Genomic DNA, 18,023 nt, shown 5'->3' with positions numbered 1-18,023 from the left:
CTTTCTTCTATTGGGATTGATAAACAGGGAAAGGAAGGCCGACCATGACGACAGATCTGGCAGCTTTCGCCAAAGAAAAAGGCGTCAAATATTTCATGATTTCGTTCACCGACCTGTTCGGTGGACAGCGGGCCAAACTGGTTCCCGCACAAGCCATTGCCGATATGCAGGAAGAGGGCGCCGGTTTTGCCGGTTTCGCCACGTGGCTGGATATGACCCCCGCGCATCCTGACATGCTGGCGGTGCCAGACCCGTCCTCGGTGATCCAACTGCCATGGAAGCCCGAAGTCGCTTGGGTTGCCGGCAATTGTGTGATGGAGGGGCAGGACGTGGCCCAGGCCCCACGCAACGTGCTACGCCGCCTGATCGACGAAGCCGCCAAGATGGGCCTGCATGTAAAAACCGGCATAGAAGCCGAGTTCTTCCTGCTGACCCCCGATGGCGAGCAGATCAGCGATCCGTTCGATACCGCCGAAAAGCCCTGTTATGATCAGCAGGCCGTGATGCGCCGCTATGACGTGGTGCGCGAGATCTGCGACTACATGCTGGAACTGGGCTGGGGCCCGTATCAGAACGACCACGAGGACGCCAATGGCCAGTTCGAAATGAACTGGGAATTCGATGATGTTCTGAGAACCGCCGACAAGCATTCCTTCTTCAAGTTCATGACCAAATCCGTGGCCGAGAAGCATGGGCTGCGCGCCACTTTTATGCCCAAGCCGGTCGAAGGGCTGACGGGCAATGGCTGCCATGCCCATATCTCGGTTTGGGACGCGCCGGGCGCGGATGCGAAGACCAACGTGTTTGCGGGCGACGGCGACGGCCCTACCGGAGAGGTTGGGCTAGGCGAGCAGGGCAAATACTTTCTCGGCGGCATCATGAAACACGCCAGCGCGTTGGCGGCGATCACCAACCCGACGGTGAACAGCTACAAGCGTATCAACGCGCCGCGTACCATGTCAGGGGCCACGTGGGCGCCCAACACAGTGACATGGACAGGCAACAACCGCACTCATATGGTGCGCGTCCCCGGCCCGGGCCGGTTCGAACTGCGCCTGCCCGATGGGGCGGCGAACCCGTATCTGCTGCAGGCGGTGATCATCGCCGCCGGTCTGTCGGGCATCCGCAGCAAGGCTGATCCGGGACCGCGCTATGACATCGACATGTATGCCGAAGGCCACACGGTCACCGACGCGCCCAAACTGCCGCTGAACATGCTCGATGGCTTGCGCGAATTCGACAAGGATGCTGGACTGAAAGAGATGATGGGGCAGGAGTTCTCCAGCGCTTTCCTGAAGATGAAGCATCAGGAGTGGAACTCGTTTGTGTCACACTTCTCGAATTGGGAAAAACAACATACGCTGGACATCTGAGAGCAAAAAAGAGGCCGCAGCAAAAGCAGCGGCCTCGGTCTTTTTGGCCACGCCTTTAGCGCGCAGGACCACGTGCCAGATATGCTTATCGGTGTGGAGAAAATGGCGGCCTTGCAGGACCCAGAATAGGTCCTGCGCCTAAGGTTCGACGTCCTGCAAAACCGGAACCGAATGCTTGGCAAGCAATCCTGACAGTTCCGGGCGGCATGATCCACAGTTGGTACCCGCCTGCAAAAGCCTGCCGATTTCATCGACATCACCGATGTTCTGGGTGCCGATGGCCCGGACGATCGTATTGAGTCCGACCCCGAAACAGGAGCAGACAATCGGCCCGCCATCCTCCTGACTTCCGACCTTTTTGTTGATCTGACTGGGTTTTTGGTTTGTTTTCAGGTGTGGTTGCTCAGAGGCGCGTTGTAGTGCCCCATTATTATAAAAAGTATTGACATGGGCCTTCAGATGGCTAACCTCTTCGCCCATGTTCATCCGCACCAAACATGACGCAAAGCTCAACCGCACACGGATCCAGATCGTTGAATCCGTCCGCACCGGCTCCAAGGTACGCCAGAAGATCCTGCGCCATGTGGGTGTGGCCCATAACGACAGCGAGATTGAGGATATCAAGCGTCTGGCGGGCCGCTTGATGGAGCAATTACGCATTGATCGCTCGCCGCAAATGGAACTGTTCACGCCCACGGAATATGCCGATCTGCAGGCGCTGGTGCGCCGCGCTCCGCGGCCGGACAAGCTTGGCGTTGATCTTGCCGAGTGCCGTGAGGAGGCGCGGGTCTCTCTGGGTCTGCGGGATGTCATGGGGACGATGTATGACCAACTGGGTTGGGGGGCCCTTCTGGGGGCGGCGCGTAAAAGTGCCAATCGCATTGTGAAAGAGCTGGTTATGGCGCGGATCGCACAGCCCGAGAGCAAGCGCGCGACCGTGGAGGCGTTGGAGAACCAGGCAGGCATCACGCTCAATCTGGACGTGGTCTATCGGAGCATGGATTACATCAATACGCCGGTGATAGACGGGATTTGCAAAACCTCTCACGCGGCGGCAGAGAAGTTGCTGGGCGGGCCAGTGACCGTGCTGTTCTACGATTGCACGACCCTGGCCTTTGACACCGAGCGCGAGGACCCGGCCGAGGATGCGGACGGGGTCGAGCAGGATCATCTTCTGGCCAAGGGCTTCAGCAAGGATGGCAAGCATCACCGCGCTCAGGTCATGCTGGCGCTGATCGTCACCTCCGATGGGCTGCCTGTGGGCTATGAACTCTTCCCGGGAAACACCTGGGAAGGTCATACGCTGGAAGCTGCGCTGAAGGCGTTGGAGGGACGCTTCGACGTGGCCAGGGTCACGTTCGTGGCCGATGCCGCCATGCTCAGCAAGGACAACCAGCAGATGTTGCAGAACAAGGGTCTGCCCTACATCCTCGGCTATCGCATGAAGTCCGCCCCGGCCGCCGTGAAGGCGAACATTTTGAGCCCGGAGGGACGCCAGCCTTGGGCTGGACACGGTTCTGAAGAGGCAACCGAGAAGGGCTGGTACAAGGTGATCGACCAGGAGGGAGCGCGGGTCATTGTGACCTGGTCACCCACCCGGGCACGCAATGATGCCCACAAGCGCGACAAGGCAATCGAAAAGCTGCACAAGAAGCTCAAGCGCTCTCGCAAACCCGGCAGCTTCAGCAGCCGGGGATATGGCCGCTTCCTGGCCTTCCCCGACAGCGGGGACGTCACGCTGGATGATGCAAAGATCAAGGCAGCGGCACAATGGGACGGGCTGCATGCCATTGTTGTTCATGGTGCGGACGAACTGGAGGCACAGGACGTCATTGCCCGCTATCACCAGTTGTGGGAGATCGAAGCCTGCTTCCGCACCAACAAGCACGATCTGAAAATCCGGCCCATCTATCACTGGTCGCCGCGTCGGGTCCGGGCCCATATCGCCATCTGCTACATGGCCTTCTGCTGCCTGCAGCACCTGCGCAAGCATCTGGACCTGCTCGGACACCCGATGAGCCCGGCTCGTATCCGCAACGAGTTGAACGCATTGCAGCTCTCGATCCTGCGCCACAAAGGCACCCCTGACCGCTACGGCATGCCAAGCCATGCCACGGTCGATGCCAGACGCATCCTCACCTGCGTCGGCCTGACCTGGAACGAAGCCCCTTTCAAGATACCCCCCGGGCGCACCCGAAAAACTGGCCAGACCAAAGCCTGAGCTCCCTCAACACTCCGAAACAATCGCTGGCGAAAAAAGTCCGTGTAGTGCCTTTTGGCAACCAAGGCATAATAATATCAATGACTTATACGAAAAAATGTCGGAAGTCAGGAAACAGGAGCAGACAATCGGCCCGCCATCCTCGACGCCGTTTGGGGATCGTCCGGACAGGAGCTGATGAGGCTCGGCATCGGGCAGGGTTGCAAGATACTCCCTCATCAAGCTCACAGGTTCCCGAGAGACAAAGAGAACGGCAAGAACGCGCGGACCGTCTGACAGGGCGATCCTGGACGACCCGCGCTTGGGGTCTTCGACCGATGTGGACAGGGCGTCAGGCAGTTGGAACCAGTCTCGGGCCGCTTTCTCCCAGTCGGTGGGCATCTCATAGCCTGCCAGCTCTGTTCTGTAGCCCTTTTCGGTTTTCGCCGTTGCCCGATACTCTGCCGACGGTGACGGAGGTGTCGCGGAGACTGCAAAACCATACCAACCCGCCTTCATGGGGTGCAGGGACACTGCGGCGGCTTTGCTTTCGGGTTGGCCTGATACCGGGTCAGTAACGCCAGGTATCAATACATCGACACGGGCCGAGGGGGCTGTTTCGCTTGTCCAGTGGATCGGCGCGAAGACCTGTCCGGGTGCGACGGCATCGGTTGTCTTTAACCGGAAGATACATGCCCCGACCGCGCTTTTGACCTCGACCAAGATGTCGGGGTCTAGCCCGAGACGAGCCGCATCATCCGGGTGAACCTCGATGAAAGGCTCAGACAGGTGCGACGACAGGCGTGGTGACAGACCAGTGCGGGTCATGGTGTGCCATTGGTCCCGCGTGCGCCCGGTGTTCAGAAGGAAGGGATAGCGGTCCGAGGTCTTCGCTTCGGGCGGTCTGTGGCTGACCGGGACCAGGCGGGCTTTGCCGTCAGGGTGGAAGAACTGTCCGTCGCCAAAAAAACTCCCTCCGGTGCCGTCTGGCGTCACTGGCCAGCGGGTTGGCTGAAGTTCAGCATAGTCCTCGTCCGACAGGTCAGAATATCCGGAGATGTCGAAATCGCGCCCAAAGGGTTTGGCCACCAATGACAGGGCAGCGTATTCGCGGAAAATCTGCGCTGGCGAGGTATAATCGAATGCCTCTTGCCACCCCATACGGCGGCCCACTTCGGCGAGCATATCCCAATCGGCCCGCGCATTGCCCGGAGGAGTCAGGACGGCACGCTGGCGGCTGATCGTGCGGTCCGAGTTGGTAACGGTGCCGCTTTTCTCGGCCCATCCAGCTGCGGGCAACACCACATCTGCGACGCGGGCTGTGTCTGTATGTTCGGTCAGATCGCTGACAACCGTGAAGGGACAGGCTTTGATGGCGGCCTGCACCTGGTCGGCCTCGGGCATGGTGACGGCGGGGTTGGTATGGATCACCCAGAGGGCCTTGATCTGCCCGTTTTCGATCTCTCGAAACAGGTCGACGGCCTTCAACCCCGGTTTTTTCGGCATGTTTGGTGCAGCCCAGAACTTCTGAACCGCCGCGCGGTGGCTTTCGTTTTCGATGTCCAGATGACAGGCGAGCATATTGGCTAGCCCACCGACCTCTCTCCCGCCCATGGCGTTCGGCTGGCCGGTGACGGAAAACGGCCCCATACCCGGTCGCCCGATCCGGCCCGCGGCCAGATGGCAATTCAGGATCGCGTTGACCTTGTCCGTCCCGCTGGAGGATTGATTAACACCCTGGCTGAAGATCGTAACCACGCGTTCCGTCCCGATCCACATGTCACAGAAGGTGTCGAGGTCTTTCCGGTCCAAACCAGTCGCCGCCGGGTTGTCATTTTGCGCGGTGGCCAGTGTGTCCGTGAACCCTGTCGTGTGGCTCAGAAAATCCGCGTCAACCTGTCCGGTTTCATAAATTCTACCAAGTAGATGGTTGAATAGGGCCACATCGCTGCCCGGTGCCAGAGGCAGGTGCAGATCCGCCTGATCGCAACTCGCCGTTCTGCGCGGGTCGATCACAACGATCCGAGTCCCCCGTGCCTGACGTGCCGCCATGAGCCGCTGATAAAGAACTGGGTGACACCACGCGAGGTTTGACCCGACCAGAACAACCAGATCGGCTTGATCCAGATCCTCATAGGTTCCGGGCACGGTATCTGTGCCAAAAGCGCGTTTGTGCCCGGCCACGGTGGATGCCATGCAGAGCCGCGAATTGGTGTCGATATTCGCCGACCCGATGAACCCCTTCATCAGCTTGTTGGCGACATAGTAGTCCTCGGTCAGCAATTGCCCCGAGACGTAGAAGGCAACACTGTCCGGCCCGTGCGCCTTGATCGCCGATGAGAACCGATCCGCAACCAGTTCAAGGGCGTCATCCCAGCTGACATCCTCACCAAACACGCGCGGGTTTCGCAGGCGGTGATCCAAGCCGACGGTCTCGCCCAAAGCCAAGCCCTTGGAGCAGAGCCGACCATGATTGGCCGGGTGGTCCGGGTCACCGCGTACGGCCAGCCCTCCGGCCCCGTCGGGGCGCAGCAGGACGCCACAGCCGACCCCGCAATAAGCGCAGGTCGAGCGGACCTCGGGCAGGCCAGTGCCGTCCATCAGGCGGCGCTCCGGTGAGAGACTGTGCTGGCATCCAACAAGATACGCCCGCCTTCGAGACGCACCGGATAGGTGGCGATCTGCCCCTCGTCAGCGCCCTGTGCCTGGCCGTTGTTCAGGTCGAAAACCCAGTTGTGCAGGGGGCAGGTGACCGATTGCCCATGCACGATGCCCTCGGACAGCGGCCCGCCTTTGTGGGGGCAGGTGTTGGTGGCGGCGAATACCTCGGCCTCGGCGGTGCGGAAGACCGCGATACAGCCGATATGCGTTTTCACCAAACGCGCGCCGCGCAGGGGGACGTCTTCGATATGTCCGATGTCGATCCAGCTCATTCCGCGGCCTCCAGTGTGAAATCTGCGATCGGCGCATAGGTCTGCGCCTTTTCCTTGACGTGTTCCGCCCACGGGTCCTTGCGGTAGATGCTTTGGGAAAGCTCGAACCGTTCGACCAGAGCGGCGCGGTTCTCCCGGTCCTCCACGACCTGAGCCTTGACCCAGTCCATACCCACCTTTCCTAGCCATTTATACAAGCGGTCCAGATACTTACCGCCTTCGCGATAGGCCTGTGTGACGGCCATCACGACCTCGATCGCTTCGTCTTCGGTTGGGACCTGACAGAGCAATTCAGTCTCTTTGACGTCCATACCGGCGGCTCCGCCGATGCTGATCTGGTAGCCTGAGTCGACGCAGACCACACCGATATCCTTGCAGGTCGCCTCGGCGCAGTTGCGCGGGCACCCCGACACCGCCAGTTTCAACTTGTGCGGTGTCCACGACCCCCAAAGGATTTTCTCAAGCTTGATGCCGAGACCCGTGCTGTCTTGCGTACCGAACCGGCAATGGTCGGTTCCGACGCAGGTTTTGACCGTCCGCAACCCCTTGGAATAAGCGTGGCCAGAGACCAGACCAGCCTGGTTCAGATCCGACCAGATGGCGGGTAGATCTTCACCTTTCACGCCCAACAAGTCGATGCGTTGGCCGCGGGTGACTTTCACCGTGGGTACGTCGTATTTGTCCGCTGCATCCGCGATGGCACGCAATTCTTCGGGGGTGGTGATGCCTCCCCACATACGCGGCACAACGCTGAAAGTGCCATCCCTTTGGATATTGGCATGCTTGCGTTCGTTCACGAACCGGCTTTGTGGGTCGTCTTGGTATTCCATCGGCCAGTCGGCCAACAGGTAGTAGTTGATTGCAGGGCGGCAGACATGGCAGCCATTCGGCGTTGTCCAGCTTAGCTCTTGCCAAACGGCGGCCTGGCTTTTCAACTCCTGCCCCTTGATCAGACGACGTACATCTTCATGGGTCAGATCGGTGCAGCCGCAGATCGGTTGCGCCGTTGGCATTTGGAACTCATCGCCGAGAGTGACTTGCAACACCTGTTCGACCAGCCCCGTGCATGTCCCACACGAGGCGCTGGCCTTGGTGCTTGCACGCACGGCCCCCAGATCGCTGGCACCCACGTTGATCGCCTCGACAATGTTACCTTTGCATACGCCGTTGCAGCCGCAAATCTCCGCCTCAGGCGGCAATGCTGCAACGGCTGAAAGAGGGTCCGCGGTATCGCCCCCCTGATAGGCGGGCCCAAAGATCAGCGTCTCGCGCATGTCTTCGATACTGGTGCCGTCCTTGATCAGCCCGAAGAACCAGCTGCCATCGGCGGTGTCGCCATACATGACCGCGCCGACCAGGCGGTCCTCTTCGATGACCAGCCGCTTGTAGACACCGCGCGAGGGGTCGCGGAACACGATATCCTCACGCCCTGGCGCGTCTGCGAAGTCGCCCGCGCTGAACAGATCGCAGCCGGTGACTTTCAACTTGGTCGAGAGGGTTTTCTGAACAAACGCAGCTTCTTCGCCCAATAGCGCCTGCGCGGCGACTTTCGCCTGATCATAGAGCGGCGCGACAAGGCCAAAGACCGCCCCGTCATGTTCGACGCATTCGCCCACCGCGCAGACATCCGGGTCCGAGGTCAGCATCTGGTCGTCCACATGGATACCGCGCCCGGTGGCCAGACCAGCCTCTTGCGCCAGCGCGGTATTGGGGCGGATCCCCACGGCCATGACCAGCAGGTCACATGGTAATTCGGTCCCGTCGTCCAGAAGCAGCGCGCGGACTTTGCCATCTTGCCCGAGGATTTCTTTCGAGTTCGCCTGCAGGCAAATCTTGATGCCTTTGTCTTCCAGCGATTTCTTCAGCAGATAGCCTGCGGCTTCGTCCAACTGGCGTTCCATCAGATGGCCCATGATGTGAACGACGGTCACGTCGACCCCATGCGCGGCCATACCCGCGGCGGCCTCAAGCCCCAGCAGACCTCCGCCGATGATGACAACCTTGTTGCCCAAGCCCATGCCCATCATCCGCTGGGTGTCTTCGAGGTCGCGATAGGCGATCACGCCGTCCAGATCATGACCGAGTAGCGGGATGATGAACGGATTTGACCCTGTCGCAATCACCAGCTTGTCGTAGGGCACATGTCCGTTGACCCCCTCGACCACCTTCATCTCACGGTCGATCTTGGCAACCTGCTCGCCAAAGCGGCAGGAGATGCCGCGCTCGGTATACCAGGTGTCGTCATGGGTGACGATCTCTTCATAGGTTTTCTCGCCCGACAGGACCGGGCTGAGCATGATGCGGTTGTAGTTCCCGCGCGGTTCGGCATTGAACAGGGTGATGTCGAACGCATCCGGCGCGGCGTCGGTAAGATGTTCCAGCACCCGGCCCGAGGCCATCCCTGTGCCAATAACAACAAGTCTTTGCTTCATGATTTCACTCCGCTGCAATCGCCTTGGGGGCGGGTGTTTTTGGCTTGGCGCCGTGTTCATATTCTTCGAGGAAATCGAGGACCTCTTGCCGGTAGGCGTAGTAATCCGGGTGCTCCAACAGGGCCTTGCGCGTGCGCGGGCGCGGCAGATCGACCTTGGTGATCTTGCCGATCGTCGCTTGCGGGCCGTTGGTCATCATCACCACTCGGTCGGCCAGAAGGATCGCCTCATCCACGTCATGGGTGACGCAGATTGCGGTGACCTTGGTGCGGGACCAGACCTCCATCAGCACTTCCTGCAATTCCCAGCGTGTGAGGCTGTCGAGCATCCCAAACGGTTCATCCAGCAGCAGCAGCTTGGGGGACAGAGCAAAGGCTCGGGCGATGCCGACGCGTTGCTTCATACCGTTCGAGAGATCCGAGGCAGATTTGTCCATCGCGTCAGCCAGTCCGACGCGTTCCAGATAGTACTCCACCACATCCTGCCGCTCGGAGATGCTGGCCTTGGGATAGACCTTGTCGACGCCGATCGCGACATTTTCCTTAGCGCTGAGCCAAGGGAACAGGTTGGGCGATTGGAACACCACCGCGCGTTCCGGGTCGGCCCCTTCGACGTGGCGGCCATCCAGTTTGATCGCGCCTTTCGAGATGTCGTTCAGACCCGCAGCCATAGTCAAAACCGTGGACTTGCCGCAGCCGGAATGGCCGATCAGCGAGATGAACTCACCCTTGTCGATCTTCAGGTCGAAATCCTCAACGACGGTTAGAGGGCCTTTGGGCGTCGGATACACCTTGTGCAATTGCGAGAAGTCGAGGAAGCGGTTCTCGATCATCCCCTTTTGCGCCTCGGCCACCGCCGTCGGTACGCCATGGATCGGCGTGACATCCGGTAGGATACGAGAGCCTTCGACCTTGGCCTCTATCCCCACATCCATCAGGTACTTGGTGACGTCGGCGCGGAGGCGTTTGAAGGTCTCATCGTTGTTCATCGCCCCGCGTTCGCGTGGGCGTGGGATCGATACGCGGAATTCCTGCCCCAGCGTGCCATCTGGGTTCAGGGCAATGATACGGTCGGCTAGAATGATCGCCTCATCCACGTCGTTGGTGATCAGCACACAGGTCTTCTTGTCGGCCTCCCAGATGTGTTCGATCTCATCCGCCAGATTGGCGCGGGTGAGCGCGTCAAGCGCCGACAAAGGCTCATCCAGCAGTAGAACTTCGGGGTTCATCGACAAAGCGCGCGCCACGTTGACTCGCTGGCGCATCCCGCCCGACAGTTCCGCCGGGCGACGCGTCGCGGCGTGGCTAAGGCCCACCATCTTAACATAATGCGCGACCTTCTCGGCTTTTTCGGCCTTGCTGAGGCCGGGAAAGACCGTATCCACTGCCAGACCCACATTGCCGCTGACCGTCAGCCAGGGCATCAGCGAGTAGTTCTGGAAGATCACGCCACGCTCAGGGCCCGGACCCTTGATCGGAGTACCTTTGAACGTAACCTCTCCGCCGGTTGGAGAGTCCAGCCCGGCCATCAGATTGATCAGGGTCGTCTTGCCGGTGCCCGAGAAGCCGAGGATCACCAGAAACTCACCCTCTTGCACGTCAAGGTCGATACCTTTCAACACATCGGTGCGTGCGGTGCCTTCACCGAAGGATTTCGAGGCGTTCTTGAAGCTCAGAATGCTCATCTCGATCACCGGTTATTCGTGAATGTAAACAGGGATTGCAGCGCGTACATCACACGGTCCAGCAGGAAGCCGATGATACCGATGGTGAAGACTGCCACCATGATTTTGGCAAGCGAGCTGGACGAGCCGTTCTGGAACTCATCCCAGACGAACTTACCCAAACCGGGGTTCTGCGCCAGCATTTCCGCGGCGATCAGAACCATCCAGCCGACGCCCAGCGACAGACGTAGACCAGTGAAGATCAGCGGCAGGGCAGAGGGCAAAACCAGTTTGGTGATCTTGGTATAGGTATTCATTTTCAACACCTTGGAGACATTCACCAGGTCCTTGTCGATGGAGGCAACACCCAGCGACGTATTGATCAGCGTGGGCCACAGCGAACAGAGTGTCACGGTGATGGCCGAGATCAGGAAAGACTTGGCGAACCAGCCGTCATTGGTGACGTAAACGGCCGAGACGATCATGGTGACGATCGGCAGCCAAGCCAGCGGAGACACCGGTTTGAATATCTGGATCAGCGGGTTCAGCGCGGCATTGGCTGTCGGGGACAAACCAGCGGCAATGCCAAGCGGCACGGCGACCACTGTGGCGATCAGAAAGCCGAAAAACACCGTTTTGATCGAGGTCCAGATTTGCTGGTAATACGAAGGCGCCCCGGTAAAGGCGACTTCCTTCACCTTTTCGGGCTGACCGGCATCAATGAACTTCTGATTGCGCTTTTCGACCATCGCTTCGAATTTGGCGCGCTTGGCGGCCTTGGCCTGCGCATCTTCGTTCAGGCTGACCATCTCACTCCAGACTTGCGCAGGTCCGGGGACCGCACCAAGAGAGGTTTGCACCTTGGGGGCCAGCGTGGCCCAGAGCAGCAGAAAGGCACAGATCGACAGCAGGGGAACGATCAACAACCGCCAAATCTCGGTCATCTGTGCGCGTGGATTGTCGCCGGCGGCGGCCTTCAGGACTGGCGTGGCCCAGCTAAGGCCCAACACCTGAAACCATTCCTGACTTCCGACATTTTTTCGTATAAGTCATTGATATTATTATGCCTTGGTTGCCAAAAGGCACTACACGGACTTTTTTCGCCAGCGATTGTTTCGGAGTGTTGAGGGAGCTCAGGCTTTGGTCTGGCCAGTTTTTCGGGTGCGCCCGGGGGGTATCTTGAAAGGGGCTTCGTTCCAGGTCAGGCCGACGCAGGTGAGGATGCGTCTGGCATCGACCGTGGCATGGCTTGGCATGCCGTAGCGGTCAGGGGTGCCTTTGTGGCGCAGGATCGAGAGCTGCAATGCGTTCAACTCGTTGCGGATACGAGCCGGGCTCATCGGGTGTCCGAGCAGGTCCAGATGCTTGCGCAGGTGCTGCAGGCAGCAGAAGGCCATGTAGCAGATGGCGATATGGGCCCGGACCCGACGCGGCGACCAGTGATAGATGGGCCGGATTTTCAGATCGTGCTTGTTGGTGCGGAAGCAGGCTTCGATCTCCCACAACTGGTGATAGCGGGCAATGACGTCCTGTGCCTCCAGTTCGTCCGCACCATGAACAACAATGGCATGCAGCCCGTCCCATTGTGCCGCTGCCTTGATCTTTGCATCATCCAGCGTGACGTCCCCGCTGTCGGGGAAGGCCAGGAAGCGGCCATATCCCCGGCTGCTGAAGCTGCCGGGTTTGCGAGAGCGCTTGAGCTTCTTGTGCAGCTTTTCGATTGCCTTGTCGCGCTTGTGGGCATCATTGCGTGCCCGGGTGGGTGACCAGGTCACAATGACCCGCGCTCCCTCCTGGTCGATCACCTTGTACCAGCCCTTCTCGGTTGCCTCTTCAGAACCGTGTCCAGCCCAAGGCTGGCGTCCCTCCGGGCTCAAAATGTTCGCCTTCACGGCGGCCGGGGCGGACTTCATGCGATAGCCGAGGATGTAGGGCAGACCCTTGTTCTGCAACATCTGCTGGTTGTCCTTGCTGAGCATGGCGGCATCGGCCACGAACGTGACCCTGGCCACGTCGAAGCGTCCCTCCAACGCCTTCAGCGCAGCTTCCAGCGTATGACCTTCCCAGGTGTTTCCCGGGAAGAGTTCATAGCCCACAGGCAGCCCATCGGAGGTGACGATCAGCGCCAGCATGACCTGAGCGCGGTGATGCTTGCCATCCTTGCTGAAGCCCTTGGCCAGAAGATGATCCTGCTCGACCCCGTCCGCATCCTCGGCCGGGTCCTCGCGCTCGGTGTCAAAGGCCAGGGTCGTGCAATCGTAGAACAGCACGGTCACTGGCCCGCCCAGCAACTTCTCTGCCGCCGCGTGAGAGGTTTTGCAAATCCCGTCTATCACCGGCGTATTGATGTAATCCATGCTCCGATAGACCACGTCCAGATTGAGCGTGATGCCTGCCTGGTTCTCCAACGCCTCCACGGTCGCGCGCTTGCTCTCGGGCTGTGCGATCCGCGCCATAACCAGCTCTTTCACAATGCGATTGGCACTTTTACGCGCCGCCCCCAGAAGGGCCCCCCAACCCAGTTGGTCATACATCGTCCCCATGACATCCCGCAGACCCAGAGAGACCCGCGCCTCCTCACGGCACTCGGCAAGATCAACGCCAAGCTTGTCCGGCCGCGGAGCGCGGCGCACCAGCGCCTGCAGATCGGCATATTCCGTGGGCGTGAACAGTTCCATTTGCGGCGAGCGATCAATGCGTAATTGCTCCATCAAGCGGCCCGCCAGACGCTTGATATCCTCAATCTCGCTGTCGTTATGGGCCACACCCACATGGCGCAGGATCTTCTGGCGTACCTTGGAGCCGGTGCGGACGGATTCAACGATCTGGATCCGTGTGCGGTTGAGCTTTGCGTCATGTTTGGTGCGGATGAACATGGGCGAAGAGGTTAGCCATCTGAAGGCCCATGTCAATACTTTTTATAATAATGGGGCACTACAACGCGCCTCTGAGCAACCACACCTGAAAACAAACCAAAAACCCAGTCAGATCAACAAAAAGGTCGGAAGTCAGGAGAGCAGCAGAAAGGCACAGATCGACAGCAGGGGAACGATCAACAACCGCCAAATCTCGGTCATCTGTGCGCGTGGATTGTCGCCGGCGGCGGCCTTCAGGACTGGCGTGGCCCAGCTAAGGCCCAACACCTGAAACCATTTGTCGGCTGCATTGATGCGGGTGAAAAGGCGGGCGCGGCGTGCCTCTCGGGCGGCGTCTGCGTTGAATTCGGGATCGACCGTTGTCATCTGATGTGTCCTTGCGATGGCGGGGCACTTTGGGGCCGCGCCCGACGAGGGCCGGGCGCGGCGTTTGGGGATTTAGCCTTGTACGTCGGAGCCGACGATCTTCTGCTCGCCCTTCAGACCGATGGACAGGCTTTCGAGATAGGCGTTGGGAGTGCGGCCGTCATAAGCGATGCCGTCGATGATATCTTCGGCCGGCCTCCACGGTCGGGGCTTTGTAGCCGTCGCTGTCCCAGGGGAAATCAGCCTCGTTCGCCAGCCCTTCGTCAACCAACAGGCGCGCGGCCTCAAGGTAGATCTCGGGCTTGTAGACCGACTTGGCGACTTCGTCATACCAGCTGTCTTTTTATAATAATGGGCTTGGCAACTCGTCAGCAACAAAAAGGTCGGAAGTCAGACAGCAGAAAGGCACAGATCGACAGCAGGGGAACGATCAACAACCGCCAAATCTCGGTCATCTGTGCGCGTGGATTGTCGCCGGCGGCGGCCTTCAGGACTGGCGTGGCCCAGCTAAGGCCCAACACCTGAAACCATTTGTCGGCTGCATTGATGCGGGTGAAAAGGCGGGCGCGGCGTGCCTCTCGGGCGGCGTCTGCGTTGAATTCGGGATCGACCGTTGTCATCTGATGTGTCCTTGCGATGGCGGGGCACTTTGGGGCCGCGCCCGACGAGGGCCGGGCGCGGCGTTTGGGGATTTAGCCTTGTACGTCGGAGCCGACGATCTTCTGCTCGCCCTTCAGACCGATGGACAGGCTTTCGAGATAGGCGTTGGGAGTGCGGCCGTCATAAGCGATGCCGTCGATGATATCTTCGGCCGGGGTCGGGGCTTTGTAGCCGTCGCTGTCCCAGGGGAAATCAGCCTCGTTCGCCAGCCCTTCGTCAACCAACAGGCGCGCGGCCTCAAGGTAGATCTCGGGCTTGTAGACCGACTTGGCGACTTCGTCATACCAGCTGTCGGGCTTGGCCTCGGCAATCTGACCCCAACGGCGCATTTGAGTCAGGTACCAGACGGCGTCCGAGTAGAATGGGTAGGTAGCATTATAGCGGAAGAACACGTTGAAATCCGGAACCTCGCGCTTGTCGCCTTTTTCATATTCGAACGTGCCGGTCATCGAGTTGGCGATGACGTCATAATCCGCGCCCACATATTCCGGGCGGCTCAGGATCTCGACCGCCTCGGGGCGGTTGGCGTTGTCGTTTTCATCCAGCCACTGCGCCGCACGAATCAGCGCCTTGGTCACGGCCAGAGTGGTGTTCGGGTACTCTTCGGCGAACTCAGCCGTGATGCCGAAGACCTTTTCAGGGTTGTTCTTCCAAAGTTCATAGTCGGTGATGACCGGAACACCGATGCCCTTGAACACGGCCTGCTGGTTCCACGGCTCGCCCACGCAATAGCCGTAGATCGTACCGGCCTCCAACGTGGCCGGCATTTGCGGCGGAGGCGTCACAGATAGAAAGACGTCCGCACCGATCTGACCGGTCACGTTCTCGGGGCTGTAATACCCCGGATGCAGACCGCCAGCGGCCAGCCAGTAACGCAGCTCGTAGTTATGGGTCGAAACCGGGAAAACCATGCCCATGTTGAATGGCTTGCCTTCGGATTTGTACTTCTCAACGACCGGAGCCAATGCCTCGGCGCTGATCGGGTGCTGCGGGCGGCCGTCATCCATCTTTGGGATATTGGGCTTCATTTCTTCCCAAATCTCGTTCGAGACGGTGATGCCGTTGCCGTTCAGGTCCATTGAGAAGGGCGTGATGATATGGGCTTCGGTTCCGTATCCGATGGTCGCCGCCAAAGGCTGGCCCGCCAGCATATGCGCGCCGTCCAGCTGCCCGCCAATCACGCCGTCCAGCAGCACTTTCCAGTTGGCTTGGGCTTCCAGCGTCACGAACAGACCTTCGTCCAGGAAATAGCCCTGTTCGTAGGCGACGGCCAACGGCGCCATGTCTGTCAGCTTGATAAAGCCAAAGGTCAGCTCGTCTTTTTCCAGTTCCAGCTCGGCCAATGCCGGAGAGACAAGCGCGGTAGACGCAATAAGGCCCAGAAGTAGCTTTTTCATCTCGATCCCTTTCGGTTCAGCCCAATCGCTTTGGGCAAACAAAAAAGCCGCCGACACACACCGCCGGGAGGATTGGCGGGTGGTCGAGCGGCTTTGCTCTTGGTAGATGCCCTGTTCTGAGGGCGAATTCTTACGGTGGGCGTCGTTGCCTGCCGTTGACTTGATTAAGCCTTGTCGGGTTCGGGTCGTCATCCCTTTTTGGCATTTCGGAGGTTCTTTTTCTGCAATGCAGCACTGTCGAATGCTGCGCTGCAAAAAAATTAGGCAGTCTTAAGCGGTCGGCTCGAAAATGCGACGGTCGAAAAAGACATTCGGGGGCAGAATCAGGCTGCCATGGGTTGAAGCCACAGCGGTCGAGCTAGGCAATGCGCCCTCCAGCTTTTCTGAGGCGCCCGGTGATTCCACGCCAAGCCCCTGCAGTTCACGGCGATAAAGATCGCTGCGAAAGACCTTGGCGGCCTGACGCTCGGCGGTTGTGACATCCAGCCCGTTTCGCAGCGCCAATTGATGCGCCATCCATTTCGCCTGACTGCGCCATGGGAAGGTGGCGGCCCCATCAAAGAACTCTACGAACCCCTCAACATGGCGCTGTTCGCCGCGGGCGGAAATTGTGAACTCTCCCATCAGGGCGCGGTCGATCAGTTCGGGCGAGACGTTGAGGTAGGATTTGCGCGACAGCATCTCGGACGCGGTTGTGCGGCTGTTTTCACTTGATAGCCAACGCCCGGCGCGCCAGACGGCCCGCATCAGGCTACCGAGCAGATGCGGCTCGGTTTCGGCCCAGTCGTTGCGCACGGCCAGAACCTTTTCCGGCGCGCAGGTCCAGATTGCCTGACCCGATAGAAGCAGAGAGCCGACATTGTCGTCGACCGCGAAGGATCCCCAGGGCTCACCCACGCAGAAGGCGTCGATCTCTCCTCCGGCGAGGGCCTGCGCCATCAATGGCGGCGGTACGGTGCGGATTTCGACCTTTTTTGAGGCCAGCGGGGTTCCCGCCACCCAGTAGCGCAGCAGTTCGACATGCATCGAGAAAGGGAAGGGGACGCCAAAGACGAGAACGTCTCCGGCGGCTTTTGCCAATGCTGCGCCGGCTTTGGCGGCATCGGCGAAATCAAAACCATATCCCTGATGTGCTAGCCGCCCGGCCAATTGCGTGCCAATTCCAATCACGGTTCCATTCATCGACAGCACCGACACGGCCGAAAGCGGCGTTGCGATGCCGCCCAGTCCCAAGGCCATGGCAACCGGCACCGGAGACAGCAGATGCGCGGCATCGACATGTCCAAAGGCCAGCATGTCGCGCAGGGACGACCAGGATGGGGCAGGGCGCAGATCCAGCGAAACGCCCTCGGCATGGTCGAACCCCATTTCGCGCGCGACAATTAATGGGGCGGCATCGACCAGCGGCATGTAGGCCACGGGAAGGGTGACGGTCCTCATGACAGCAACCCCGAGGCCGTAACTAACGCCTCGGCGACCTCGGCCACCCTGCGGTTCTGGTTCATCGCGGTTTTGCGCAACAGAGCATAGGCCTCATCCTCGGGCACGCCTTTTGCCTTCATCAGCAATCCCTTGGCGCGGTCGATCACCTTGCGTTCTTCCAATGCGCGGCGGGTTTCAGCCAGTTCCGTCCGCATCTGGCGCAGCACCTGAAACCGGGCGATGGCCGTGTCGATCACCGGCTTGATACGCTCGGCCTGCAGGCCATCGACCACATAGGCTGAGACACCTGCCTCAACCGCAGCTTTTGCCAACCCACCGGCTGCTCCAGACACAAACATGGCGACGGGACGCTCCAGTGGGCCGGACGCGACCGTCAATTCCTCGAGCATGTCGCGCGACGGGTTGTCGATATCAATCAGGACGATATCGGGGCTGTGGGTAGCAATCTTGCGCGCCAATCCCGAGGCGTTTCCGATCACGAACACATCGACATCGCCGGACTCCTTCAGCGCATCCACGATGGCAAAGGCCCGGTCTTGGTTCTGTTCTACGACAACGACTGTCAGGTTCTGGCTCATACGGAGTCAGTTGGGCGCGCTGCATGGGGTTGGCAACAGATCGATTGCTGCGCTTGCAAAGGGATCACAAGTGTAGATCAATTTTTGGGCGAACAACGTCGG

General features: G+C 59.8%; 11 protein-coding genes and 4 pseudogenes. 2 read left to right on the top strand and 13 right to left on the bottom strand.

Annotation, left to right across the window (positions count from 1 at the left end; genetic code table 11):
- Window positions 1–44: 44 nt before the first annotated feature.
- Window positions 45–1,373: a type III glutamate--ammonia ligase gene (gene glnT, locus ACOERD_RS08785; RefSeq protein ID WP_419738753.1), complete on the top strand. Its 1,329-nt coding sequence runs from the start codon at window positions 45–47 to the stop codon at window positions 1,371–1,373.
- 138 nt (window positions 1,374–1,511) lie between these two features.
- Here glnT and ACOERD_RS08780 read toward each other — a convergent pair whose 3' ends face one another.
- Window positions 1,512–1,859: a (2Fe-2S)-binding protein gene (locus ACOERD_RS08780; RefSeq protein WP_419738752.1), complete on the bottom strand. Its 348-nt coding sequence runs from the start codon at window positions 1,857–1,859 to the stop codon at window positions 1,512–1,514.
- Here ACOERD_RS08780 and ACOERD_RS08775 point away from each other — a divergent pair.
- Window positions 1,852–3,594, top strand: coding sequence for an IS1634 family transposase (locus tag ACOERD_RS08775; protein WP_419737624.1), 1,743 nt, complete (start codon window positions 1,852–1,854; stop codon window positions 3,592–3,594). The genes ACOERD_RS08780 and ACOERD_RS08775 overlap by 8 nt on opposite strands.
- A 6-nt stretch (window positions 3,595–3,600) precedes the next feature.
- Here the strand turns inward: ACOERD_RS08775 and ACOERD_RS08770 are convergent, their stop codons facing one another.
- The 12 genes and pseudogenes from ACOERD_RS08770 to ACOERD_RS08715 form a co-directional block, all read right to left on the bottom strand.
- A complete protein-coding gene (locus ACOERD_RS08770; protein ID WP_419738751.1) occupies window positions 3,601–6,174 on the bottom strand; it encodes a molybdopterin oxidoreductase family protein in 2,574 nt (857 codons plus the stop codon).
- Window positions 6,174–6,506 (bottom strand): nitrite reductase small subunit NirD, encoded by a 333-nt coding sequence (gene nirD, locus ACOERD_RS08765; protein WP_170549239.1) that lies wholly within the window; start codon window positions 6,504–6,506, stop codon window positions 6,174–6,176. Before nirD ends, ACOERD_RS08770 begins: the two co-directional genes overlap by 1 nt.
- Window positions 6,503–8,938: a nitrite reductase large subunit NirB gene (nirB, locus tag ACOERD_RS08760; protein WP_419738750.1), complete on the bottom strand. Its 2,436-nt coding sequence runs from the start codon at window positions 8,936–8,938 to the stop codon at window positions 6,503–6,505. The genes nirD and nirB overlap by 4 nt, the downstream gene beginning before the upstream one ends.
- A 4-nt stretch (window positions 8,939–8,942) precedes the next feature.
- Window positions 8,943–10,622 (bottom strand): ABC transporter ATP-binding protein, encoded by a 1,680-nt coding sequence (locus ACOERD_RS08755; protein WP_419738749.1) that lies wholly within the window; start codon window positions 10,620–10,622, stop codon window positions 8,943–8,945.
- 5 nt (window positions 10,623–10,627) lie between these two features.
- Window positions 10,628–11,620: pseudogene (locus ACOERD_RS08750) on the bottom strand (ABC transporter permease); the annotation flags it as partial.
- 114 nt (window positions 11,621–11,734) lie between these two features.
- The gene (locus tag ACOERD_RS08745; protein WP_419737624.1) at window positions 11,735–13,477 is read right to left on the bottom strand and encodes an IS1634 family transposase; all 1,743 of its coding nucleotides are present in this window, start codon (window positions 13,475–13,477) and stop codon (window positions 11,735–11,737) included.
- A gap of 138 nt (window positions 13,478–13,615) precedes the next feature.
- Window positions 13,616–13,843 (bottom strand): annotated as a pseudogene (locus tag ACOERD_RS08740) (ABC transporter permease); the annotation flags it as partial.
- Window positions 13,844–13,915: 72 nt separating this feature from the next.
- A pseudogene (locus ACOERD_RS08735) lies at window positions 13,916–14,183 on the bottom strand (nitrate ABC transporter substrate-binding protein); the annotation flags it as partial.
- A gap of 58 nt (window positions 14,184–14,241) precedes the next feature.
- Window positions 14,242–14,463: pseudogene (locus ACOERD_RS08730) on the bottom strand (ABC transporter permease); the annotation flags it as partial.
- A gap of 72 nt (window positions 14,464–14,535) precedes the next feature.
- A complete protein-coding gene (locus ACOERD_RS08725) occupies window positions 14,536–15,900 on the bottom strand; it encodes a CmpA/NrtA family ABC transporter substrate-binding protein (protein WP_419738748.1) in 1,365 nt (454 codons plus the stop codon).
- A gap of 270 nt (window positions 15,901–16,170) precedes the next feature.
- A complete protein-coding gene (locus ACOERD_RS08720) occupies window positions 16,171–17,340 on the bottom strand; it encodes an ABC transporter substrate-binding protein (protein WP_419738747.1) in 1,170 nt (389 codons plus the stop codon).
- A complete protein-coding gene (locus tag ACOERD_RS08715) occupies window positions 17,337–17,921 on the bottom strand; it encodes an ANTAR domain-containing protein (protein WP_170467312.1) in 585 nt (194 codons plus the stop codon). The genes ACOERD_RS08720 and ACOERD_RS08715 overlap by 4 nt, the downstream gene beginning before the upstream one ends.
- Window positions 17,922–18,023: the final 102 nt, after the last annotated feature.

It is taken from the genome of Ruegeria sp., assembly GCF_965199275.1.
Classification (GTDB): Bacteria; Pseudomonadota; Alphaproteobacteria; order Rhodobacterales; family Rhodobacteraceae; genus Ruegeria.
This window is presented reverse-complemented; position numbering and strand designations above follow the sequence as displayed.